Origin of the sequence: Klebsiella sp. C360 (assembly GCF_048822415.1) — a bacterium.
Taxonomy (GTDB): Bacteria; Pseudomonadota; Gammaproteobacteria; order Enterobacterales; family Enterobacteriaceae; genus Klebsiella; species Klebsiella quasipneumoniae.
The window spans coordinates 115977-139792 of sequence record NZ_JBMEZZ010000001.1 but is presented as its reverse complement, the minus strand read 5'-3'; the positions used below and the strand labels follow the sequence as shown (position 1 = coordinate 139792).

At 59.5% G+C, this 23816-nt stretch carries 21 protein-coding genes; 13 read left to right on the top strand and 8 right to left on the bottom strand.

Annotated features, from left to right (window positions below):
- Nucleotides 1-2 precede the first annotated feature (2 nt).
- Genes ACOI7D_RS00640 through ACOI7D_RS00620 form a run of 5 tightly spaced genes read right to left on the bottom strand, consistent with a single transcriptional unit; the run spans nt 3 to nt 6502 of the window.
- Complete coding sequence (locus ACOI7D_RS00640; protein WP_023289374.1) at nt 3-437, bottom strand: hypothetical protein; 435 nt, start codon at nt 435-437, stop codon at nt 3-5.
- Nucleotides 434-1828, bottom strand: coding sequence for a DUF3131 domain-containing protein (locus ACOI7D_RS00635; protein ID WP_109547459.1), 1395 nt, complete (start codon nt 1826-1828; stop codon nt 434-436). The genes ACOI7D_RS00640 and ACOI7D_RS00635 overlap by 4 nt, the downstream gene beginning before the upstream one ends.
- Nucleotides 1813-3360, bottom strand: coding sequence for a DUF3131 domain-containing protein (locus ACOI7D_RS00630; protein WP_044522496.1), 1548 nt, complete (start codon nt 3358-3360; stop codon nt 1813-1815). Before ACOI7D_RS00630 ends, ACOI7D_RS00635 begins: the two co-directional genes overlap by 16 nt.
- The gene (locus ACOI7D_RS00625) at nt 3357-4688 is read right to left on the bottom strand and encodes a DUF3131 domain-containing protein (protein WP_044522499.1); all 1332 of its coding nucleotides are present in this window, start codon (nt 4686-4688) and stop codon (nt 3357-3359) included. Before ACOI7D_RS00625 ends, ACOI7D_RS00630 begins: the two co-directional genes overlap by 4 nt.
- Nucleotides 4685-6502: a glycosyltransferase gene (locus ACOI7D_RS00620; RefSeq protein ID WP_109547458.1), complete on the bottom strand. Its 1818-nt coding sequence runs from the start codon at nt 6500-6502 to the stop codon at nt 4685-4687. The genes ACOI7D_RS00625 and ACOI7D_RS00620 overlap by 4 nt, the downstream gene beginning before the upstream one ends.
- Before the next feature lie 375 nt (nt 6503-6877).
- Here ACOI7D_RS00620 and opgC point away from each other — a divergent pair, with 375 nt between their 5' ends.
- The 5 genes from opgC to ACOI7D_RS00595 are packed head-to-tail and all read left to right on the top strand — an operon-like array spanning nt 6878 to nt 10944.
- Nucleotides 6878-7996, top strand: a complete 1119-nt coding sequence (opgC, locus tag ACOI7D_RS00615; RefSeq protein ID WP_244341719.1) for an OpgC domain-containing protein — start codon at nt 6878-6880, stop codon at nt 7994-7996.
- A gap of 10 nt (nt 7997-8006) precedes the next feature.
- Nucleotides 8007-8906, top strand: a complete 900-nt coding sequence (locus ACOI7D_RS00610) for a hypothetical protein (RefSeq protein WP_044522506.1) — start codon at nt 8007-8009, stop codon at nt 8904-8906.
- A gap of 8 nt (nt 8907-8914) precedes the next feature.
- The gene (locus ACOI7D_RS00605; protein ID WP_048334817.1) at nt 8915-10129 is read left to right on the top strand and encodes a PP2C family protein-serine/threonine phosphatase; all 1215 of its coding nucleotides are present in this window, start codon (nt 8915-8917) and stop codon (nt 10127-10129) included.
- Nucleotides 10119-10457, top strand: a complete 339-nt coding sequence (locus tag ACOI7D_RS00600) for an STAS domain-containing protein (protein ID WP_023289382.1) — start codon at nt 10119-10121, stop codon at nt 10455-10457. Before ACOI7D_RS00605 ends, ACOI7D_RS00600 begins: the two co-directional genes overlap by 11 nt.
- A gap of 19 nt (nt 10458-10476) precedes the next feature.
- Nucleotides 10477-10944, top strand: a complete 468-nt coding sequence (locus ACOI7D_RS00595) for an ATP-binding protein (RefSeq protein WP_101976752.1) — start codon at nt 10477-10479, stop codon at nt 10942-10944.
- 45 nt (nt 10945-10989) lie between these two features.
- Here ACOI7D_RS00595 and ACOI7D_RS00590 read toward each other — a convergent pair whose 3' ends face one another.
- Both ACOI7D_RS00590 and ACOI7D_RS00585 read right to left on the bottom strand, forming a co-directional pair.
- Nucleotides 10990-11178, bottom strand: a complete 189-nt coding sequence (locus ACOI7D_RS00590; RefSeq protein ID WP_023289384.1) for a hypothetical protein — start codon at nt 11176-11178, stop codon at nt 10990-10992.
- Between the two features lie 302 nt (nt 11179-11480).
- Nucleotides 11481-12395 carry a LysR family transcriptional regulator gene (locus tag ACOI7D_RS00585; protein ID WP_109547457.1) on the bottom strand — a complete coding sequence of 305 codons (915 nt, stop codon included), beginning with the start codon at nt 12393-12395 and terminating at the stop codon, nt 11481-11483.
- Between the two features lie 108 nt (nt 12396-12503).
- Here ACOI7D_RS00585 and ACOI7D_RS00580 point away from each other — a divergent pair, with 108 nt between their 5' ends.
- On the top strand, nt 12504-13265 hold the full coding sequence (locus tag ACOI7D_RS00580; RefSeq protein WP_032452582.1) for an SDR family NAD(P)-dependent oxidoreductase: 762 nt from the start codon (nt 12504-12506) through the stop codon (nt 13263-13265).
- Nucleotides 13266-13408: 143 nt separating this feature from the next.
- On the opposite strand, the gene ACOI7D_RS00575 is transcribed toward ACOI7D_RS00580, so the two are convergent.
- Nucleotides 13409-13975: a DJ-1/PfpI family protein gene (locus tag ACOI7D_RS00575; protein WP_087824634.1), complete on the bottom strand. Its 567-nt coding sequence runs from the start codon at nt 13973-13975 to the stop codon at nt 13409-13411.
- A gap of 600 nt (nt 13976-14575) precedes the next feature.
- Here ACOI7D_RS00575 and tssB point away from each other — a divergent pair.
- From tssB to tssH, 7 genes are all read left to right on the top strand, one after another.
- The gene (tssB, locus tag ACOI7D_RS00570) at nt 14576-15067 is read left to right on the top strand and encodes a type VI secretion system contractile sheath small subunit (protein ID WP_109547456.1); all 492 of its coding nucleotides are present in this window, start codon (nt 14576-14578) and stop codon (nt 15065-15067) included.
- 42 nt (nt 15068-15109) lie between these two features.
- Nucleotides 15110-16654 carry a type VI secretion system contractile sheath large subunit gene (gene tssC, locus ACOI7D_RS00565; protein ID WP_044522514.1) on the top strand — a complete coding sequence of 515 codons (1545 nt, stop codon included), beginning with the start codon at nt 15110-15112 and terminating at the stop codon, nt 16652-16654.
- 9 nt (nt 16655-16663) lie between these two features.
- On the top strand, nt 16664-18007 hold the full coding sequence (gene tssK, locus ACOI7D_RS00560; protein WP_072420330.1) for a type VI secretion system baseplate subunit TssK: 1344 nt from the start codon (nt 16664-16666) through the stop codon (nt 18005-18007).
- Nucleotides 18004-18693, top strand: coding sequence for a type VI secretion system protein TssL, short form (tssL, locus tag ACOI7D_RS00555; protein ID WP_109547455.1), 690 nt, complete (start codon nt 18004-18006; stop codon nt 18691-18693). Before tssK ends, tssL begins: the two co-directional genes overlap by 4 nt.
- Nucleotides 18690-20396: an OmpA family protein gene (locus ACOI7D_RS00550; protein ID WP_109547454.1), complete on the top strand. Its 1707-nt coding sequence runs from the start codon at nt 18690-18692 to the stop codon at nt 20394-20396. Before tssL ends, ACOI7D_RS00550 begins: the two co-directional genes overlap by 4 nt.
- A gap of 4 nt (nt 20397-20400) precedes the next feature.
- Nucleotides 20401-20892 (top strand): type VI secretion system effector Hcp, encoded by a 492-nt coding sequence (hcp, locus tag ACOI7D_RS00545; protein ID WP_023289393.1) that lies wholly within the window; start codon nt 20401-20403, stop codon nt 20890-20892.
- A 269-nt stretch (nt 20893-21161) separates the two neighbouring features.
- Nucleotides 21162-23816 (top strand): type VI secretion system ATPase TssH, encoded by a 2655-nt coding sequence (gene tssH, locus ACOI7D_RS00540; protein WP_109547453.1) that lies wholly within the window; start codon nt 21162-21164, stop codon nt 23814-23816.

Genomic DNA, 23816 nt, shown 5'->3' with positions numbered 1-23816 from the left:
GATTACTGGCCAGCGGTTTGATAGTGCAGCTCCGCCTGGCGGCGCAGATACTCAAGCCCAGGGGCGATGGCCATTGCCCATGCGGTGAGGATCTCCTCATCGCACAGCGGATCGCTGGCGCGGACGGTTTTGAGCATCGCTTCCCGCCAGAGGGCAAAAAAACGCGGCGGCAGACGCAGGCCTTCCTCGCTCTGCGCCCGCGCCAGCCGTTCCAGGAAATCGGGTACAAAGAGGTCGCCGTTGACCGCCAGCATGGCGAAAAAGCTTTTAAAGATCATCTGCTGGCCCTCTTCGCCGGAGCGTTGTGAGAAGTGCTGCTCGGTTTCCGCAGACATATGGATAAAAGTAGTGTAGAAGGCTTCGAAGAAGCGCTGTTTGTCGTGCTCCGGTACGACGCGATTCAGGCTGGCTTCAAAGAGATCGCGATAAAACTTCATGGTGCGCTCCTCATGACCCGTTCGCCCGGCAGGCAGCGGCGGGGCGGGTTAAATTCGTCCGTCGCGCGGCGGGCAAAATAGCTGTTGTCATCCGCGAGGCCGTTTTTGAACAACGGCCCGGCGTTGTGTTTGTAAAACAGCGCCTCCAGCACCATGGCGTTGGTGGAGAGGGTGAGGGTGGCGTTGACGTCGCCGGTGGCCTCGACCCGACCTTCATACCAGCCGCGCTGCGGGTCGTTAAGATGGGTAGTGACCGCCATCAGCGCATCGGTATACTCGGTTTCCCACAGCGTCCACAGGACAAAGACCGCTTTAGTGGTCACCTGCGCCAGCCGGGGGTAGTATTTCCCGTCGTCCCCGAGCGTATTCCAGGCGTAGCCATTTCCCCAGACGGTGTCTTCCACGTGCCAGGGCGCCTGGGTAAGCGAAAAATCGGCCCGGGCGGTGAGCACCTTATCCTGCGACCAGCGCGTTTTCTGGCTGAGCCATATCCCTTCCGCCCGGGCGCGCATGGCTTTTTGTACCTCTTCCGACACGCCAGGCGGCTGCCAGCCGAACTCCAGTCCCGGCAGCATGGCGGGCAGTGTGGAGAGCACCACGGGTTGCCAGGTGGTTCGCGGGTCGCGGTCGTCAACGGCGAGGCGGCGCTGATAAATAATCACATGGCGCGCCGGGGGAGAGAGAGCCTTACCGGCCGGAAATCCCCACAGGCGGAACGCGCTGGCGGCGTATTCACTGTCTCCCAGCCGGAGCTCCTCGCGGATCGTCCGCTGCCCGTTCTGCAGTGAGGCGGACCACAGCTCACCGTCTTTATCGATCACCGGACAGAAGTTCCAGCGCAGGATAATTTTATCAATGTACTCGCCATACTGCGGCGCGCGTTCGGCGGTGAGCCGCAGGGCGAGCATCAGTCGCGCCATATCTTTCGCTGACCAGCCGCTGCCCGCCGGTATGCCGCTGAAGTCGACAGGGGTCGCCGTCTGAGTGGAGTATAGCCTGCCCGGCGAACCGCCGTCGGTCAGCGTCAGTCGATTGAGGGTGCCGAGCAGGGGCGTCAGGCGGGCGTCGAATTCCGCTTCCTTTACCAGCCCCAGCTCTCTGGCGGCGAGCAGGGCGATAAGGGTGTCGCCCATCTGCCATAGCGTCGCGCGGGGCTGTTTGTCGCTGCCGTTGACGAGGCCGGTTTGCGGCTGGGTATTGTTCTCGACGTACCGCCAGGCGATCCGCGCCCACGTCCGCTCCTGCGGCGTCAGGCTGCTGATACGGGCGGTGGTGTGCCAGCCGCCTTTAGTCAGCCAGCGCCACCCCGCGCCTTCGCGACCAAACAGCGCCAGGGCGATAAGCAGCAGGACGACGGCGACGGCCAGCCAGCGGGCTAGGGTTTTAAGCATTGCGCGGTCACCGGCGGAAGTTTAACGGGCTCGTCAGCCTTGCAGGCGGCGCACTGGCAGGCCTGGCAGGCGGGTTGGGTGCGCTGCGTGGTCCCGGTCTGCTCGCACCATGTTTTGACGGCCGGGGTGTTGCTCAGGAACGGGCGATTGCGCGGGCCGTTATTCGGTTCAAAGAGATCCACCAGCTTCTTGTCCCACAGCGACGGGGCGAAATTGCGGTTTTTCGGATTGTCGCTGGAAAACTGCAGCAGTTTGCCCTCTTTTTTAAACAACAGCGCTTCCAGCATGATGCCGTTATTGTTGGCGGTAAATTCATTGATTGGCCCGTCGCCGTTCTCATACAGCCCCTCGTAATAGCCTTTACCCGCTTCGTTCGCGTTTTCAATGGCGTCCAGCAGACGATCGGTATAGGGCGAGTTCCACAGCACCCACATCCCCATCGCCGCTTTGAGCGACACGGCGGCGCTGTTCGGTACGAACTGGCCTTTGTCGGTTATGGTGTTCCAGTTAAAACCATCGCTGAACACCGTGTCATAGACAAAGTACGGCGATTTATCGAGCTGATGCTCGGAGCGGGCGGTGAGGATCCCGGTGATGGCGTAGCGATTCTCCTGGGCCTGATAGACCCGGTCGGCAAAGTTTTTCATCCATGGATGGGAGTACTCGCGCGGACTGTTGTTCCGGTCAGCAGGATTATCAAAGCCAAACTCCATGCCATACAGCACGTAAGATTCACTGACCACATAGTTATGCTGGCTGGTTTGCCGCGGGTCGCGCGAATCATAGGGGACCAGCACGCAGTAAATTTCCGCCAGCTCGTAGGGCTGCGGACGGCTGGCCTGACAGGTGTTAAATCCCCACAGCTGAAAGCCCGCCGCGCCGTACTCCTCGTAGCCCAGGCGGCCTTCCTGAACGTATTTTGGCTGGCCGTTTTCCAGATACGCCCCGTACAGCGTGCCGCAGGGATCGACCACATGGCTGAAATCCCACCCCAGCACCACGTTATCGATGCTGTTGCTGTATTCCGGATAGCGCTCCTTGATCACCTTCAGCCAGATCAGCATTCTGCCGATATCCAGCGCCGAATAGCCGATTTCGCCCGGCTTGTTCTGGTAGTTCACCTTCTGTCCGCTCACGGTGTTATAGGCTTTGTTGGGCAATTCGTTACGGAATAAATCGAGCTTATTCAGCGTGGCGAGAAACTTCAGCATCCGACGGTCGAACTCCGCCTTATCAATAATCCCCAGCTCACGGGCCGCGGTCATCGCGGCCAGATAGGAGGCGCTGTCCCACATGGTGGTGGAGGGGTATTTGTTCACCGCATTGACCAGCCCGGTGGTGGGCTGAAAGTTGGCGACGAAATATTGCCAGGCGTTTCTGGCGATAGTCATCTCCCTCGGCGTCAGCTCCCCGCTGCGCGGGGCGTATTCCGTAGCCGGCAGACCGGTCGCGGCCTGCGCGCCGGAGAGCGAGAGCCACAGCGCCATGAGTCCGGCCAGCAGGGGAAAACGGGATAAATAGATCAGCTTCATGGCGTTGCTCCTGCTGAGGACGAGGGGAGAGGGGCAGGGCTCAGGCAGGCCAGACACAGCATCTGCCCCCGGGAAATGTAGGCCAGGCTTTCCAGCACGATCGCGTTGGTATCGCCGTCAATAACGTCGTTGACGCTGCGGTTGAGGTTTAACCCGCGCTGCCAGCCCCTGCCCGGGACCTGCAGCGTCTGGACCTGCTGGCGCAGCGCTTCGCTCCAGCTATTACGGAACAGGGCGTACCAGGCAAAGGCGGTGCGGGTGGAGGTGATCGCCGATTGCTCCGGGGCGGCGCTGCGCGGGGCGAAGGCGCTCTGCGGCTGCCGGTCCGCCAGCGCGCTGGCATAATCCGGCGCGGGCTCGGCGTAGTCGGTGCTGATCGGCGGCTTGCTGACCCTCAGGCTATGACGGCGCTGCTGGATTTGCATGATGCGCCAGGCGATCTCCGCGCTCTGCGCGTCAAAGCCCAGCTCAAGCCCGGTGAGCAGGTACGGCAGGCTGATCAGCGAAGGCTGCCGACCCCAGGGCGTGCGCAGCCCCTCGTCGGGCACCATGATGCCGTCGATATCGATCATCTGCTGCCCCTGCGGCGGGTTGGTCACCGCCAGCCCCGCGGCGCTGTCGATCAGCCGCAGCGTATGGCTGGCGTACAGCCGGTAGCCAAAGCTGTCCCGCGGTTCATCCGCCGCCAGCGCCCAGTGGTGCAGCGGCGCCGCGGCCTGGCTGGCGGGGCTGTTGCTGATGAGCGCGCCGACCCGCCACTGATTAAACAGATCCCGCACCGCGGCGGCGTGCTGAGGATAGCGCCAGAGCAGCGTTTGCAGGGCGGTGAGCAGGCGTCCCATACCGATGGCGGAGGAGTCCGGGCTGCCGAGGATCTGCAGCGTGTCGGCATGGTACTGAGCGGCGGGCAATCCTTGGGCGTTGAGGGGCAGTTGACCGAGCGTAAACAGGGCGGCGGCAAGGCGCTCATCACCTTCGGCGGCGGTCACAATATGCAGCTGCTCTGCGGCGACCACGGCGAAAAGATAGCTGCCGACGCTCCACAGGCTAAGCCAGGGTTCGCCATCGTGCGCGTTGGCCAGACCGTTTGGCTGAGTATTATTCACATAATACTGCCAGGCCACTCGCGCCCAGATCGCCTCGTCAAAGGTCAGCTCGCGCGGGGCAGGGAGCGGCGGAAAATCCTGGCTCAACGTCATCCCACCGCTGCTCTCGACGCGCGCGGGCATCTGTTTTTCCACCCACACGACAATCGCAAAACCCAGCAGGAAGCCAATGAGGATGGTGAGGTAGCTGCGGGCGGGGAGCAGGGCGTCGCGGATCCTCATCGACTTGTCTCCTGCTCTTCGGGGGGCGTCCATATGGCGGCGAAGATCAGCGGCAGCATGGCGGCAATATTCACCGCGCCCCAAAAAATGTTGATGACGTACCCGGAGGGATCGTCAACCTGCCCGCGCGCCACCTGGATGCCGCCCCATAGCAGCCCCGTCAGGGTGAGTATAACGATGGCAATTTGCGGCTTGACGAGATAGAGAAAACGGCCCGTCTGTCGCTCTTTTGGCGTGACGTGAAATTTGATCTGCTCCCCGCGCAAAACGGTGTTTAGCGCCCGCAGATTCATCGAGAAAAAGGAGAGGTAAGAGGCCCGGCCGTCCCAGGCCGAAATACCCCAGGTGCCGAACATAAAGGCCAGTTCGGAGACGATAAAAAAGGGTAAAAAGTGCAGATAGAAAGGGGTAGACCACGCCGACACCGGGGGAATGCCGGTGAAGAGATAGATAATGGGTGAAATCAGGAACACGGTATTCCATACGCAGGCCAGATAGGACCAGAAGGTGGTCGCATACATCAGCGTTTGCGGCAGCGAGAGTTTAAAGCGGCGGCGGCTGAAGATGTTGTCATGGAACAGGATATCCAGCGAACCGGCAGCGTACTTAAAGCGCTGGATCATCCATGTCAGCATATCCTGCGGCGAGAGCATTTTCGACTCGATCCGCGGGTGCATTACCGAGCGCCAGCGGCGGGCAGCGTCGCCGTGCAGCAGGATGGAGGTATAAATATCTTCCGAGACGTGGAACTTATAGGGCGTCAGTTCAGTATCGTAGGCCACGTGGGGGCGCATGGCCTCCTGCAGCGCTTCCCGCGTTGCCGGGTCGCGAATATCCCGCGTATGACGCGCGATCTCGGCGTCAACGCTCCAGACGTAGCTGCGCAGCGCGGCCTGCATCACCGCTTCCCGCCGGTGAACGGAGGCGGCGCCACAGCAGAATGCGGCATTAGCCCAGTTGCGGCGCCGTAAAATCACGTCGTAAAACATGCGCGGATCGTTGAAAAACGGATCGCGACCAATGGTCAGCGGACCGACGATTTTCTGCGCCAGCCAGCCCACGCCGTAACCTGCGCCGCCCGCTTTACGCCGCAGCCAGCGCGCCAGATCCTCCCCCTCCGGGAGATCGAAAAACCATTGCGGGGTCTGCACCCAGGCGACGTCCGGATCGCGAAAATAGCCGAGCGTATTGCTCAGCAGGGTCGGGAAAACGCTGGTATCGGCATCACAGATGATCAGAAAGTCGCCATCGGTATGTTCCAGCCCATTGCGCAGGTTACCGGCCTTATAGCCGATATTGCTCTGACGGGTGATATAGTTCGCCCCCTCCTGCTCGCAGACCGCCTTCATCTCCGGGCGACGCCCGTCGTCAAGAACATGCACCTTATAGTCGAGCGGACCGGGATAGGTCATCCGCATGGCGTCACGGATCGACAGCCTGACCAGCTCCACATCTTCGGAGTAGGTGGCGATAAACAGATCGACTTTAATCGGCCTCGACTCCACCGCTTCATCCGCTCGCAGACAGTCGTTAATCTCCGTCGGGGGGACGCCTGGCGGAGGATCTTTTTCCTGCCATAAATTTATGGTGAACAGGACTGTGCCAATCCACGCCAGGGTTTCCGCCAGCGCCAGCGGAACGGCATACCATAGGGCGTCGGTATTTAAAGACGCGGTCCAGCGCCAGTAAATATAATTGGCGCCGAGAACCAGGGCGGCCACGGCTAATACCTGCCAGATCATCCTCACCCAGCGCGGGGTGCTGAGCGGCTCAGGCGGTCGACGATGTTCAAAACGGGAAAAATAAAAATCCATAGCAAGGATATCCTGATTCCGCGCTGAGTTTGAATGACTGGTCTGTTATTGATTGGCGGCGTTCTGCAGAACGCACAGGGGCTTATAAATAACAGTAAAGTGAGTGTAGATGGTGGCGTAAAAATTTCAACAGCGCGAAATGATAGTCATCGGGATGACTTAACATAGTGTGATGTACGCAGGCGGAATTTATAAAATGAGCATTGCAAGATAGCGCATTCTACACTATCTAAATAATTTGTAATAATTGTTGCAGGGTAGACGACAGGATCCCTCATGAGCCAGGTTGCTTCAGCGATTTCGCAAAAATAAACTGATAAATCAACGGCCTGGCGTTACTCTCTGACCGGGGAACGCGACCTGCGTATCGACTTTATGCGCGGTATTGCTCTCGTGATGATGGTGGTGGCGCATACCGAAGTGATGTCGATATTTAATATTTTCAGCTGGGAACGATTTGGTTTGACCACCGGTGCCGAGGGCTTTGTGATCCTGTCCGGCTTCATGTTAGGGATGCTAAATCGTGTCAGATTACAAAAGGCCGTATTACTCACGGTGAGCTGGGGGCTTTATCTTCGCGCCTGGAAAATATATCAGGTTAATATTATTATTATTGTCTCTTTTCTTTTGCTGAGATATTTGCCCTATATTAATGTCTATGAAGTCACTCATTTTACCGACCGCTTTTCCGGGACCAGCTGGTCGCTTTATCCGCTAACCCCACAAATAAAAGAGACGTGGTTTAACATTATCCTCTATCTGCAGATTGGCCCGCATCAGACGCAGATCCTCGGTCTCTATATTTTTTTGTTATTGCTCAGCCCGCTGTTTCTCGGCATGCTGCAAAAGGGTCACGTCTACCCATTACTGGGCGTCTCGCTGCTGATCTACGGCTGCTGGCAACGCTGGCCGGTACGGGTGACGCCCTGCGAATTTGAATTCGCCTTTCCCCTGATGGCCTGGCAATTTATCTTTGTGCTGGGAATGTGCTGCGGCTGGTACAAAGCGGAACTGATCTCTTTCGCCCGCACGCCGCCCGGCAAAGTCGCCGTCGCGGCGCTGGTGTGCATCGCGCTTATCCTTGCGTTTGTCGCCCAGAATCATACCAATCCTTTTATGCCGCCCGCGCTGCTGATGCACGTGATCCCACCTGCGGAATTTAACGCCTTTTACCATACCTGGGCGGCGAAAAACGGCCTCGGGCCGGTACGGATCCTTAATGATATCAGTCTGATGGTCACTATTTATCTGCTGTTGACCTGGTGCTGGCGCCCCCTGAACTGGCTGGCAGGCTGGTTCCTGATCCCGCTCGGGCAGCGTTCGCTCTACACCTTTATTTTGCATGTTTACATCGTGCTCGCCGTAAGCCAGCTAGTCACCTTCGATCTGTGGCGCCAGGCGTGGATAGTGAACACCTTGATCCATGCCGCCGCGCTGGGCGTACTGTGGCTGATGGCCAAATACCGCGTCGCCGCACGCTGGATACCTAACTAAGGAAGGGCAAATGCGGGAGAAATATATGCTGGCCTGCGCGCTATGGTGCGCCATCGCAGGTGCCGAAGGAGCAGAAAAGAACGACGCACAACCGCTGCGTGATAAAAATGGTGAACCGGTGCAGGCCGGCGTGTTTACCAGCCGCTGGGGACGGCTTTTTTCCGGGAATGACAAGGTGTTTTCCGGAGCGCTGAGCTTTAGTTCGGGTTTAAAAGAGCAGTGGATGACCGTCCCCAACAGCTCAGACAGCGCAGAACAGAAGAAAAAATATAATCAGACGCTGAACCTCAGTCTGCAATACTCGCCTTACAGCTTCTGGTTCGCCAACGTGACATCCCGTTTACCGGTGACCGATACCAGCCGCTATACCGCCGATTTTCGCTATAGTTTTGGCTACGACGACTGGCATGCCAACACCGTCAGCCTGGTTTACAGTAACTATGGCGATAACCACTTCTGGACCTCGGGCAGCAAGCGTCACACCTATTTTGAGCAGGGGGCGATTACCCTGGCGTATAAATTTTCGCTGCCGAAGCCCATGGAACATGCGCTATTGATTAACAAAGGCGATGCCATTATCTGCCAGGTAGGCTACAGCTGGGTGCCGCGCTATTACGATCTGGAGAGCGATGACATCCGCAAAAACAAAAACGTGCTGCTCGGCGGCTGCGGATATACCTTTAAGCAGCATTTTTTTGTGCGCGCTACCGCGTTCTGGTATCCGGACAGTAGCCAGCAGCAGCCGTGGAATGGCGACTACAGTTACAGTTTCGGCTACGCGGGCTATACGCCAGGATCGTTCTCTGTGCAGTATGCCAACTATGCCGGTACCCGCTATCCGGGGCACGACAGCGGCAGCGGCAAGTTTCGTGAAGGTACGATCAGCCTTATCTGGTTCTTGCCGATTTAGGAGGCGCGATGTCGGCACAGCACGTCCTGATTGTTGAAGATTCGCTGGTTTATCGTCGGCTGCTAAGCCGGATGTTGACGCAGTGGGGCTATATCGTCAGTGAGGCGGAAAACGGCGTCGCTGCGCTGGCGATCCTCGAAAACCAGCCCGTCAGCCTGGTGATAAGCGACTGGGAGATGCCAGAGATGAATGGCCTGACGCTGTGCCGGGAAGTTCGCCGTCGCCAGTTTGGTCACTACGTTTATCTGATATTGCTTACCGCCCGCGAAGACCCTGGCGATTTAACGCAGGGGTTTGAGGCCGGGGCCGATGATTTTCTCAGCAAACCGGTAGAGCAGAGCGAACTGCGGGCGCGGCTGCACGCCGGGTCGCGGATCCTCTCCCTTGAGGCTGACCTCGCCGCGCGCAATGCGCGGCTGAGCGAAGCGCTGCGACAGATTGAACAGGATCTGGAGCTGGCGGCGCGCATTCAGCAGTCGGTTCTCCCGGCTCATCAGCTGCGTCATCAGGGATTTTTCTCCGACTGGATTTTCCTGCCCTCGGCCTGGGTGTCGGGGGATATTTTTAACGTATTCCCGTTGGGCGATCGGCTCGGATTTTACTGCGTGGATGTCTCCGGACACGGCGTGGGGGCGGCGATGATGTCGCTCGCCGTCGCCCGCCAGTTTCTGCATGGCAGGGCCGTTGAGCGCTTTCTTTTTACGGCAGACAACCAGCCGGCGTCGCCTGCTGAAGTGGTGGCGATCCTTAATGGTCGTTTTTGCAGTGACGAAACAGAGATTGTCAGCTATTTCACCCTGATCTATGGCGTCATCGACCTGAAGACCGGCGCGGGCAAACTCTGTCAGGCCGGGCATCCCACGCCTTTTATCGTGAGCCCGGACGCAGCCGTCCGTCCGGTCGGCAGCGGCGGGGCGCCGGTGGGGTTGATAGACCATCTCTCGTGGGCAGATGTCAGTTTCTCACTGGCGCCAGGAGAGCGGCTGTGCCTGTTCAGCGACGGCATCACCGAATGTGAAAACCGGAGCGGTGAACAGTTTGGCGAGGCGCGTTTACAAGCGTGGCTGCAGGACAGCGTGACGCAGCCGCTGCCCGCGCTGCTGCCGGGGTTTGCCCGGCACCTGATCCGCTGGCGCAGTGGCGACGGGCAGGAGACTCAGGCGATGGCCGATGATGTTTCACTCTTGATTATTGAACGTACAGGGGACAGTGATGAAAATTGAAACCGAACGGCAGGCCTCGGTGACGATCCTGACGCCGGCGGTGCGTCGGCTGGATGCGTCCGTCGCGGTAGCCTTTAAAGCGGCAATCGCCCAGGAGATAGGCGAAGATCGCACCGATCTGATTGTTGATTTCAGTAAAATCGATTTTATCGACAGCAGCGGTTTGGGAACGCTGGTTTCCCTGATGAAAATGATGAATGGTAAAGGAGAAATGACACTGTGCGCGCTGAACCCCGGCATCCGCAATATGTTTACCCTGACCAGGATGGATCGTATTTTTCGTATTTGCGAGGATCGCACTTCAGCCCTTGCGCAGTTCAATCCGTGATGCGCCCGTGAATAACGTCATGCTGTTTCCTGCCCAACTCAGCTCGCTTTCACCGCTGGCGGCGTGGCTGACTCAACAATTGGCGCCGCTGCCCGTCGGGGAGGAGTGGCGCTTCGCGCTCGATCTTGCCGCCTGTGAGACGGCCACCAATATCATTCGCTATGCGCTGCATGAGGATCGGCAACGCGTTTTTCGTGTCGAATTTATCGCGGCGGAGGACCGGGTGACGCTGCGTTTTATTGATGCAGGAGAGGGCTTTCCGGCCGAGCGCCTGGCGCTGGCGCGTAGCGATGAGCGCTTCGATGTCGATCCGTTAGCGGAAAGCGGCAGAGGTTTGCGGCTCATTCTGCGCGCGGTGGACTATTTTAATGTGGAAACCCGCGCCGGGGAGAATGTGACGACCCTGATAAAAGCGTTGCCGGATGCCGGCCTTCGCCATTCCACCGACGGTGCGTCAGGTGAAGGACCAGAGGTTGCCCCCAGGTGAATCACCGGGGGGATTTTCCCGCCCGCGTTCACCCGCTTCATCGTCTTATGGCTGTGCCTGAGCGGTGGACAGCGCGCCCAGGTGATAAGGGCGAATAGTATCTAAGGTCATCATGGCCGATTTGCAGAAAATGCATTTCGCACCAAAGGGATTTTTTTCCGTCACGTCAAACTGGGACGTTCTGTACTGGGAGCCATGGCAGCATGGACATCTAAAATGAATATGTTCAATCATAATGTAAACCTTGTATGGGTAATGTTCTGTTGAAAAGACAATGGTCGTTTTCAGGGAAATTAACGCGGCTGATTTTTGTTAGTGGTAAGCCGGGTATTGGGTCAGACGGAGGGCTTTTTTAACGAGCCAACAGGGATCTGACAGGGCCTGTTTACAGAAAAAGCAAAATACTAACGGGACTGCTCAAAGGAAGGTGGTATCAGGGATAACGCCTGGAGATGAGAACACGTGCTTCGATAATAATTTTTCGTCTGGTAAATCGACTTAATGATTAACGCACGAGCCGCAAATAATAGCAAACGTTATTTTAGCCTTCCGGATGCCTGCTGCGCCAGGGGCGCCTTCATCAGCGCCGTCACCCAGTCGATAAATACCTGTACCCGGGCAGAGAGCTGCCGGCTGCTGGGATAGAGCAGGGAGAGCGGCAGCGGCGCAGGGCGAAAATCAGCCAGCACCTCCGTTAACCCACCGGATGCCAGATCGGCCTCAAGGCGGGACAAGGGTGCCTGATACAGGCCAAAGCCCAGTCTGGCCGCTTCGGCGCCGACGTCGGCATCGGAAGTCAGCAGCCGACAGGTCAAACTGACCTCGGTCTGGCGGCCATCCAGGGTAAAACTGAGCGGCAAGGTACGGTGCGTGCGCGATGAAACAAAACCGATCGTCACGTGTCCCGCCAGCCCGTCAATCGTATGCGGGGTACCGTACCGGGCGAGATAGGCCGGGCTGGCGCAGGTGATCTCCTGCAGCATGGCGAGCGGCCGGCAAATCATCTCGCTATCGGGAAGATGGCCGCCGCGAATGACGCAATCAACCCCTTCGCGGACCAAATCGACGTCGCGCTCGCTTTCGCCAATCTGCAAGGTAATGGCCGGATAGCGGGCGAGAAACTGCGGTAGCGCGGGCAGCAGCAGGGTTCGCGCCAGATTGCCCGCCACGTCCACCCGGAGGGTGCCGGAGATGCTCCCTCCGGCGCTGCGGTTGGCCTCCTCCAGGGCCGCCAGGATGGAGACGCAGCGCTGATAATACAGCGACCCCTCCGCCGTCGGCTGCACGTGCCGGGTGGTGCGCTGCAGCAGGCGCGCCCCAAGGCTGGCCTCCAGCGCCTTAATGGCTGCGGTCGCCACCGGCCGGGAAAAACCCAGATCCGCGGCGGCAGCGCTGAACGAACCCCGTTCGACGATACGCACGAACAGGGTCAGGGTATCCAGTTTATCCATGACATTGTTCCAGCTGGCAAAACAATCCTGTCGCACCATGCGGTCTTATCGTCGGCATTCAGAGGCCTATAATCGCTCATGTTTTCAGCAGAGATAAAAGGGGAAAACATGAACAATAGCGCAAAAATCGCCCTGGTGACAGGCGGCAGCCGTGGCCTGGGCCGCGCGACCGTTGAAGCGCTGGCTCAGCGCGGCGTGAATGTGGTATTGACCTACAACGCGCATTTCGCCGAGGCGACCGATGTGGTCGCGTGGGTTGAAGCCCAGGGCTCGCGGGCGATCGCGCTGCCCTTCAGCGCCGGCGAAACCGACACCTTTGACGGGTTTGTCAGCACCTTTCAGGCGGCCCTGGCGGAGCTGGGGGCCGATCGGTTTCATTACCTGGTCAATAATGCCGGCAATGCCAGCGGCATGGGGTTTCTGAACGCTACCGAAGCGGAGCTCGATGCGCTTTATCGCATCCATGTGAAGGGTGTTTTTTTCCTCAGCCAAAAGTTATTGCCGCTGCTGGCCGATGGCGGGCGAATTGTGAATATCTCGTCCGGACTGACCCGTATCGTGATGGCGAATCGGGCGCCCTATGCAGTCATGAAGTCTGCGGTGGAAACCCTGACCCGTTATATGGCGTTTGAGCTGGGCGGCCGCGGGATCACGGTGAACTGCGTGGCGCCGGGCGCCATCGCCACGGATTTCAGCGGCGGGGTGGTGCGGGATAACCCGCAGGTCGCTCAGGCGGTGGCGAACATGACGGCGCTTGGCCGACCGGGGGTGCCAGAGGATATCGGGCCGATGATCGCCTCGCTGTTATCCGATGATCATCGCTGGGTTAATGCCCAGCGCATTGAAGTTTCCGGGGGAATGCGCATCTGAGGCGAGGAGACAATCCGGCCAGCGTTTCGCTGAGCTGAATCAGGTTTAGCGGCAGCGGAAACGGCCGTTCGAAAACCGCCGGGCCGGTAACAAAGAGAGCGCCAGCGCGGCGATAGTCCGTTCACTTAGTCAGAGAAAATGCGTTACTCCGCCAGCAGGGCGGCGAATTTCGCCAGCCACTGCGGGTGTGCCGGCCAGGCGGGGGCGGTGACCAGATTGCCGTCAACATGCGCCTGATCGATACCGATATCGGCATAATGCCCGCCGCTCAGTCGCACCTCCGGGGCGCAGGCCGGATAGGCGCTGCAGGTCCGCCCCTGCAGAATCCCGGCGGCGGCCAGCAGCTGTGGCCCGTGGCAGACGGCGGCGATAGGTTTACGTGTGGCGTCGAACGCCTGGACCAGTTTAATGACCTGTTCGTTCAGACGCAGATACTCTGGCGCGCGGCCGCCGGGGATCAGTAGCGCGTCGTAATCCTCAGCCTTCACCGCGGCAAAATCGGCGTTCAGAGTGAAGCGGTGCCCCGGCTTTTCGCTGTAGGTCTGGGCTCCGTCAAAATCATGGATCGCCGTCATCACATAGTCGCCGGCGGCTTTATCCGGGCAGACGGCATCGACCTGGTGGCCAATCATCTGCAGTGCCTGAAAAGGGACCATCGTTTCGTAATCTTCGGCGTAATCGCCGACCAGCATCAGGATCTTCTTGCTCATTATTTTTACTCGTTGTGGGAGAAAGGTGTCATAGATATAGCCTGGCGATCCGCAGAATGCGACCTCCTCAGGATGCCGAAGACGGTGGCGTGCGCATCTTGTAACCGGGTTCATATTTTTTTGGTAACGACAACTTTTTTCGCCATCGCGCTGTGGTCAGTCGCCCAGAAAAATAGGCTCTTCAGCCACTGACGGCTGTCTGCGGAGGAACATATCGCTGGGTCCGCGGACATTCCTCGCCACGTTCGCTGGCCGGTTAGCGCAAACCAGTTGCTGAGAAAAAGGTTGCTCTTGAATGTTGTGCCGCGCGGGTGACGATAAATTGCGTTGCGAGGGGATGATTTAATTCCAGGTGCTGTTATTGCTATGTTTATTCTTATATTTTTCTTTGGTGCGTAATTTATTTTGATTATTGTTTTAGGTTTTGTATTTATTTATTAAATATTTATTTTGGTGCTAAGAGAAAATAAAAGCATTCACCTTGTGAGTATATTCAATAAATCTTCTTGTTAAGTTGATCGATAATCTATTTCTGTTTTATTATCCTCAGGCTTTTACCGTTAACTCTTCAATAATTATTCCCTGAGGAAAGGAACTGCTATGGCTGATACGTTCCAGAATGAAGTGCCTAAGGCTCGCATTAATCTTAAATTATCTCTCCACACCGGCGGCGTGCAAAAAAAGGTTGAGCTGCCATTAAAGCTGCTTACCATTGGCGATTTTAGTCACGGTAAAGAAAGCCGGCCATTATCGGAAAGAGAAAAAATTAACGTCAATAAAAATAACTTTAACAGCGTACTTTCGGAATTTAGCCCGGAGGTGAATCTCTCGGTGCCGAATACGCTGGCTGGCAATGGCGAAGAGGAGAACGTCAGGCTGCGTTTTACCGATATCAACGATTTTGAACCGGAGCAGATTGCCCGGCAAATTCCACAACTCCGCGCCATGCTGGCGATGCGTAATTTATTACGCGATCTCAAATCCAATCTGCTCGATAACGCCACTTTCAGAAAAGAGCTTGAGGCAATTCTGAAAGATCCGGCGCTGTCACAGGAATTACGCGACGAAATGAGTGCGCTTGCTCCGAAATAATGGCGGGGCAAGTCTGTTAATGGAATAACCGGGAAAATGCTAATGTCTGTTACCACAGAAAACAGCCCTGTTCAGGGGCAAACCGCGCTGCAGGAAAACACGGCGAGCGAGGGCGTTTACGCGTCGCTGTTTGAAAAAATCAATCTCGCCCCGGCCGCTCGCCTCGGGGACATCAACGACTTTCTGGACGATGCCGCGCTCTCCGAGGCGCCGGCGGCGGAGCGTCTGACCGCGGCGATGCAGGTGTTTATGGAGCGCATCCGCCAGTCCGGCCAGCGGGTGGAAAAGCTCGATAAAACGCTGATTGACCACCATATCGCTGAACTGGATTTCCAGATAAGCCGCCAGCTGGACGCAGTGATGCACCATCCGGAGTTTCAGCAGGTCGAATCCCTGTGGCGCGGCCTCAAACAGCTGGTGGACAACACCGACTACCGCCAGAACGTGAAAACGGAGATCCTCGACGTCTCAAAGGACGATCTGCGTCAGGACTTTGAGGATGCGCCGGAGCTGATTCAGAGCGGCCTTTACTGGCACACCTACACCGCGGAGTACGACACCCCCGGCGGCGAGCCGATCGGCTCGCTGATCTCGGCCTATGAGTTCGATGCCAGCGCGCAGGACGTGGCGCTGCTGCGCAATATCTCCCGGGTTTCCGCTGCCGCCCACATGCCGTTTATCGGCGCCGTCGGCCCGGCTTTCTTCCTGAAAGAGACCATGGAAGAGGTCGCCGCCATCAAAGATATCGGTAACTACTTCGAACGTGCGGAATATATTCGTTGGAAAGCGTTTCGGGAAACCGACGACGCCCGCTACATCGGCCTGGTCATGCCGCGCGTGCTGGGTCGTCTGCCGTACGGCCCGGACACCGTGCCGGTGCGCAGCTTCAACTATGTCGAGCAGGTGAAGGGGCCGGACCACGAAAAGTATCTCTGGACCAGCGCGGCGTTCTCTTTCGCCTCCAATATGGTGAAGAGCTTTGTCAATAACGGCTGGTGCGTGCAGATCCGCGGCCCGCAGGCCGGCGGCGCGGTGAAAGATCTGCCCATCCATCTGTACGATCTGGGCACCGGCAATCAGGTGAAGATCCCTTCCGAGGTGATGATCCCGGAAACACGGGAGTTTGAATTCGCCAGCCTGGGCTTCATTCCACTGTCGTACTACAAAAATCGCGATTACGCCTGCTTCTTCTCGGCCAACTCCGCGCAAAAACCGGCGCTGTACGATACCGCCGACGCTACCGCCAACAGCCGCATCAACGCGCGTCTGCCTTATATCTTCCTGCTGTCGCGCATCGCGCACTACCTGAAGATGATCCAGCGCGAGAATATCGGCACCACCAAGGACCGGCGTCTGCTGGAGCTGGAGCTGAACACCTGGGTGCGGAGCCTGGTCACTGAAATGACCGATCCGGGCGACGAGCTGCAGGCCTCCCATCCGCTGCGCGATGCCAGCGTGGTGGTGGAAGATATCGAGGACAACCCGGGCTTCTTCCGCGTGAAGCTGTACGCCGTGCCGCACTTCCAGGTCGAGGGGCTGGACGTCAATCTGTCGCTGGTCAGCCAGATGCCGAAGGCGAAGGCGTAGGGTCGGACGATGATGAAAACCGAACGTCCGTTATGGGGCCGGGGCATTATGGTGTCGCCCCAGCATTTTCAACAGCAGGCTGCGTATGCCGCCTGGGCTGCGGAAGCGATTGCCCGGATGGGCCTCAACCACCCCTGGGGAGTGGTTGAGGCGACCTTCGAACCAGAGATGCTCAAACTGGGCCGCCTGCAGGCTCACAGGCTGCAGGTCCGGTTCCAGGATGGCACGATGATTGATACGGACAATGCCGATGCGCTGCCGCCGGCTTTGTCGCTGGAGGGCGAATCCCGCACGGGAGTGGTGATGCTGGCGCTGCCTCTGATGAAGGCCAATGGCGGCAACTGCCTGAAGCCTGATGATGTGGCCGACAGGCCGGTGCGCTTCCGGCAGCGCTGGCGCGATGTCCGCAACCAGTTCGGGGATGATACCCGGCAGATTGCCGTCATGCAGCCGGAGCTATCCCTCCGCTTCGCCCATCAGGATAACAGCGATTACCTGACCTGTCCGGTGGTACGCCTGCTGCGGGATTCGCAGGGGGCCTGGCTCATCGACGAGACGTTTCTCCCGCCGCTGCTGCAGATTCAGGGCAGCCGCTGGCTGGCGACGCAGCTTGAACTGCTGCTTACTCAGCTCCGGGCTCGTCTGACGCGCCTGATGGCCATGCGTCGCGAGAGCAATGAACGGATGGCTGATTTTGCCGTGGCCGATGTCTCTCTGTTCTGGTTGCTGAACGCGCTGAACAGCGCTGAGCCGGTGCTGGGGTATTTTCTGCGTTACCGGCAAAGCCCGCCGGAACGCCTCTATCCGGAGCTGGCGCGCCTGGCTGGCAGCCTGCTGACCTTTTCGCTGACCCATCAGGCGAATGCCGTCCCGATCTATCAACATGACCAGCTGAACGCGGTTTTTCCGCCGCTGTTTGATTTACTCAGCGACCTGCTGGAGGCGAGCCTGCCGTCGCGGGTGGTAGCGATTGCCCTGGAGCATGATGCCCGGCTGCACTTCTGGCAGGCGCGTCTGCACGATGCCCGGCTGCGGGAAGGGGCGGATTACTATCTGTCGGTTCGTTCGTCGGTACCGGTCGCTCAGCTGCAGGAACAGTTTCCGCGGCAGTGCAAAGTGGGCAGTCCGGATCATGTCAAAGCCATCGTCAACTCCTCGCGGACAGGGGTGCCCCTGACGCCATTGCGTCATGTGCCGGCGGCGATCCCGCTGCGTCTGGAAAACCAGTATTTCAGCCTCGATGTGTCCCATCCTCTGGCGACGGAAATGCTGCAGAGCGGTACCTGTATGTTCTACGTCCCGGGGATGCTCGGCGAGCCTGAACTTGAACTTTTTGCGGTGCTACGAACGTGAATGAACGTCAACGCGGCAACGCCGCGTCCATTGATATCGATGCGCTGCTGCAAAACACCTGGCTGCAGGTTATCAGCCTGCGCCATGGCCCGCAGTTCCGCGATGAGGAGGGGTACAGGCTATGGCAGCGCTGTATTGCTGATGTCGAGCGCGTGCAAACTGAGCTGAAGGCGAGCGGGCTTGATGACGTCAGCTGTCAGCATATTCTCACCGCCCAGTGCGCGCTGCTCGATGAAGTCGTGAAAGGGCGCGGCGTGGAGGATGATGCCTGCCTGCAGTGGTATGACATTCCGCTGCAGGGGCATTTTCTCGGCACCATGGACGCCGGCGACACCCTGTGCGAGCGGATGCGCGAGGTTCTGTATGATCCGACGCCCGACCTGGCTGTGGTCACCTGTTTTCAGCGGGTGATGCTGCTGGGTTTTGTTGGCAGCTTTCGCTCCCTCCACGACCCGGAGCGCCTGAAGCTGGTCAACGCGCTCAGTGAACATGTCCCGCCTTTCCGTTGTCCGCAGGGCGCTCCGGTGCTGATAGAGAGCCGCGCCGGACTGGGGATAAGCGGCTGGTTGGCCTCCTGGCCGGTACGTGCAGGGCTGAGCGTGGCGGTGATCGTGGCTCTGTGGTGGGGATTGAACCACTGGCTCGATCATCTGCTGCTGACCCTGCTGCCGGGGGAGGTGAAATGAGCCCCGCCCAGCAGCGCGGGCTGGCGCTGTGGGCAGGCTTGCTGAGCGCGCTGGTGTGCCTGCTATTTTTGCCGGTTCCCCGCTGGGGGGCGTGGCTCATTCTGCTGGTCACGCTGGCCCTGATTATCGCGATCTGGCGTATTGCCCGTCGTGGTGCCGAACGTCACGTCTCGTCAACCCTGCACGAACTTCCGACGATCGCTTATCGCCAGCCGGTAGTCCTCGTTTGCGGCGATTTGCCGTGTGTCTGGCCGCAGCCGTCCCCGGTGCGGGTCGTCAAACAGGGCTGCTGGATCCGGGTGGAAAAGACGGAGGAGCTGCCGCAGGTTGCGCGCCAGATATTGAGCCAGCGACCGGAGTGGGGGCCTCAGCTGTCGGTGCTGCTCTGCGTCTGCCCGCAGCGGCACGCGCAAAGCGACGCGCTGACCAGCGCCCTGCTGGCCCTGCGCTGGCAACTCAGTCAATTGCGTCAGCAGACGGGGTATGCCGTACCGCTGGCGCTGCAGGGGCAGGTGGGCAGCGCGATGAGCCCCAGTCTGCTCTGGCAGGCGGCGTTCCCGGGTGAGGCGGTGAAAGTCTGGCAGCCCTCCTGCGCCCCCTGTTCCGTGTCGACCTGGTTGAGCGTCGGCGGTGCGGCGGCGCTGCAGCAGCAGGTGTTAATGAACAGCCTGATGGGCTGGTTCGCACGGCACGTCCTTGCCGTGTTAACGGAGGAGAATGCCGACCTGCCACCCCTGACCCCAGCGGCCGTACTTTGGGGGATCGGACCCACCCATGCCGGGAGCCTGGCGTCGTCGGCATGGACGAGGTGGTTATCCCGGCATACCAGCCTGACGCGGGTAGCTGGCTGGCAGCCAGGCGAGACCGACACCCCGGATGCGTCATCCTTGCCGGATTTCATCCTGTCGCAGTTACCGGCGGGACGGGGGCTCACGCCATGGGGCAGGGCCTGGCGCGCGGCGCTCGCTGTTTTCACTCTTGCGGCTGTCGCCGCGTTGCTCAGCAGTGGCTGGAACAATCGACAACTGCTGCAGCGCGTGGGCGTTGATATTGCCCGTTATGAGCGGATCGCGATGGATGATTATGGGGCAAAAGCCAGCGCCGTCAGGGTGCTGCGTGAAGATGCCGCGCTGCTGGATAGCTGGGCGCGTAACGGCGTCCCGCTGCGCCTGAGTCTTGGCTTATATCGCGGGGAGCGGATTCGCCTGCTGTTGCTGGAGGCTATTCGCCGCTACGTGCCGCCGCCACCGCCCCCCAGGCCGGTGCAGCGCGTCGCGCCGCACGTCATCCGCCTTGACAGCATGTCGCTGTTCGATACCGGGAAATGGGTACTGAAACCCGGTTCGACAAAGCAGCTGGTCCACTCGCTGGTGGACATTAAGGCCAGGCCCGGGTGGCTGATCGTGGTGGCGGGCCACACCGACAGCGTCGGTGATGAAAAAGCCAACCAGCTATTGTCGCTGAAACGCGCGGAATCGGTCCGCGACTGGATGCGCGATACCGGCGACGTGCCGGACAGCTGCTTTGCCGTTCAGGGCTATGGCGAAAGCCGCCCAATTGCAACAAACGACACGCCGGAAGGCCGGGCGCTGAACCGACGTGTCGAAATCAGTCTGGTGCCGCAGGTCGACGCCTGCCGGTTACCGGACAAACCCTCTGCGTCATCCCAGGATGATGGCGCTTCACTACACAATGGAGAGTAATTCCATGGCAATTCCTGTTTATCTTTGGCTGAAAGACGACGGCGGCGCGGACATTAAAGGGTCTGTCGACGTTCAGGATCGTGAAGGCAGTATCGAAGTGGTGGCCCAGGAGCATAACCTGTACATCCCGACCGATAACAACACCGGCAAACTGACCGGCACGCGGATCCATACGCCTTTCCTGTTCACCAAGGAGATCGACTCCTCCAGCCCCTACCTGTACAAGGCGGTGACCACCGGTCAGACCCTGAAATCCGCCGAGTTCAAGTGGTACCGGATCAACGATGCTGGCCAGGAAGTGGAGTATTTCAACACCACGCTTGAGAACGTCAAGGTGGTGAAAGTGAATCCCCTGATGCACGACATCAAAGACCCTGCCTACGAGAAGCACAACCATCTGGAACAGATCGAGCTGCGCTACGAGAAGATCATCTGGACCTATAAAGACGGCAACATCATTCATTCCGATAGCTGGAACGAACGCGCTACCGCGTAATTGCCCGTCATTCTTCGCGCCGGAGGTGCGTTGGCGGCGTTCGCTCACCCCGGTCGCATCGTTATCTATGCGACCGGGGAGTAAGGAGGGCCATCGCCTGATGCGGACAGCGTTTCTCTGTCCGCCGTTTTTTGCTGAATGCCTGAGATGCGGGTACTCAGCAAAGAAAAACACAATCTGCCTGCCTGCCTGACCCTGTGCGCTATGGGTTCCTGTTGGGGAACAGCGACGGGCGGTAGCGTGTCCGGAACCAATAAAGAGAGGATCTCATGGAAAATCCAGCCAGCCTGTTACGCCGTCTTAATCCCTGCTGTGCCCGCGCGATGGAGGGGGCGGCCTCGCTGTGCCAGTCCCGGGCGCACGCTGAGATCCTGCCCGAGCACTGGCTGCTCAAGCTGCTGCAACAGGGGGAAGGCGATCTGACGGTGCTGGCGCGGCGCTACGAATGGGATATGGATGCGCTATGGCAGGATCTGCTTAGTTGGCTGGATAAACAGCCGCGCTCGGTACGTCATCGTCCTCAGCTATCTGGCGCTATCCTGAAGCTGATGCAGGAGGCCTGGCTGATTGCCTCGCTCAGCGGCGAAGCGCAGATCCGCAGTGTTCATCTGTTGATGGCGCTGGTAGCAAAACAGAATCTGATCCAGTGCGATGGCCTGTGGCCGCTGTTAACCCTGGGCCAGAGCCAGCTGGAACGCCTGCGCCCCCTGCTGGATACCCAGTCCGACGAACGTCCGCAAGCGCAGCAGGAGACTGCGCTTGCGCAGCGTCATGGCGGGGACTTGGAGTTTGTGGGGCGTCCTGCGGACGGGGTACCGAACGCGGATGGGCCCAACCCGGCGCTGCAGAACGCCCTCGACAAATTTACTCTCGACGTCACTGCCAAAGCCAGAGACGGGCAGATTGACCCGGTGTTCGGACGTGACACGGAAATCCGCCAGATGGTGGATATTCTCTCCCGGCGTCGTAAAAACAACCCGATCCTCGTCGGTGAACCGGGCGTGGGCAAGACCGCCCTGGTGGAAGGCCTGGCGCTGCGCATTGCCGAAGGCAACGTCCCCGACGCGCTGAAGCCGGTGTCGGTGCGCACCCTGGACCTCGGATTGCTGCAGGCCGGCGCCGGGGTCAAAGGCGAGTTCGAGCAGCGGCTGAAAAATATCATTGAGGCGGTGCAGCAGTCGCCTGGGCCGGTGCTGCTGTTTATCGACGAGGCGCACACGATTATCGGCGCGGGCAATCAGGCCGGCGGGGCGGATGCCGCCAACCTGTTAAAGCCGGCGCTGGCCCGGGGGGAACTACGGACCATCGCCGCCACCACCTGGCGTGAATACAAGCAGTACTTCGAGCGCGATGCCGCGCTGGAGCGCCGCTTTCAGATGATCAAGGTGGATGAGCCGGACGACGACACCGCCTGCCTGATGCTGCGCGGCCTGAAGCCCCGGTATGCCCACCACCACGGGGTGCATATCACGGATGACGCGGTGCGTGCCGCCGTGACGCTGTCACGACGCTATCTCACCGGCCGCCAGCTGCCGGACAAGGCGGTGGATTTACTCGACACCGCCTCCGCCCGCCTGCGCATGAGCCTTGATACCGTGCCAGAGCCGCTGACCCGCCTGAAGGCGCAGCTCACCGCGCTGGCGATGGAGAAGCAGGCGCTGCTGGAGGATATCGCGCTGGGCAACAGCGCCCGCGGCGAACGGCTGGCGTTCATTGAGCAGGAGGAGAACCGCCTTATCCTGGCGCTGGATACCCTCGAAACCCAATATGGTCAGGAGCTGCAGCTGACGGAGGCGCTGCGGGCATGTCGTCGCGATATCTCCCGCCAGGGGGAAATCAACGACCTGCAAAACGCGCTTACTGCCGCCCAGCACGGCAATCCGCTGCTCGGGCTGGACGTCGACGTCCGCACCGTGGCGACGGTGATTGCCGACTGGACCGGCGTGCCGCTCTCCTCGCTAATGAAGGATGAGCAGACGGAGCTGCTGAGCCTGGAACAGAGCCTCGGCAAACGGGTGGTTGGCCAGGAGTCGGCCCTGAGCGCCATTGCCCGGCGCCTGCGCGCCGCGAAAACCGGCCTGACGCCGGAGAACGGTCCGCAGGGGGTGTTCCTGCTGGTCGGGCCGAGCGGCACCGGCAAAACGGAAACGGCGCTCGCCCTCGCCGATGCGCTGTTCGGCGGCGAGAAAGCGCTGATCACCATCAATCTCTCCGAGTACCAGGAACCGCACACCGTCAGCCAGCTGAAGGGTTCTCCGCCGGGCTACATCGGCTACGGCCAGGGCGGGATCCTGACCGAGGCGGTGCGCAAACGCCCCTACAGCGTGGTGCTGCTCGATGAGGTGGAGAAGGCCCATCGCGATGTGATGAACCTGTTCTACCAGGTCTTCGATCGGGGAGTAATGCGCGACGGCGAGGGGCGTGAAATCGACTTCCGCAACACCGTGATCCTGATGACCGCCAACCTTGGCAGTGACCTGCTAATGCAGCTGCTGGATGCACAGCCTGAAGCCAGCGAATCAGACCTGCACGAGCTGCTGCGGCCGGTGCTGCGCGGTCACTTCCAGCCGGCGCTGCTGGCCCGCTTCCAGACGGTGATTTACCGTCCGCTGCCGGCGGCAGCGCTGCGCGCCATTGTCGGCATGAAGCTCGGGCAGGTGAGTCAGCGTCTGGCTTGCCATTACGGGATGACCACCACCCTCAGCGAGAGCCTGTTCGACGCGCTGACCGAGGCCTGCCTGCTGCCGGACACCGGCGCCCGCAACGTCGACATTCTGCTCAATCAGCAGATCCTGCCGGCGCTGAGTCAGCAGCTATTGAGCCATATGGCGGCGGGGCATAAACCGAACCATGTGACGCTGGGGTATCACGAAGAAGAAGGCATCGTGATGGCGTTTGACGAGGGGGCAATCGCCGATGAGTAG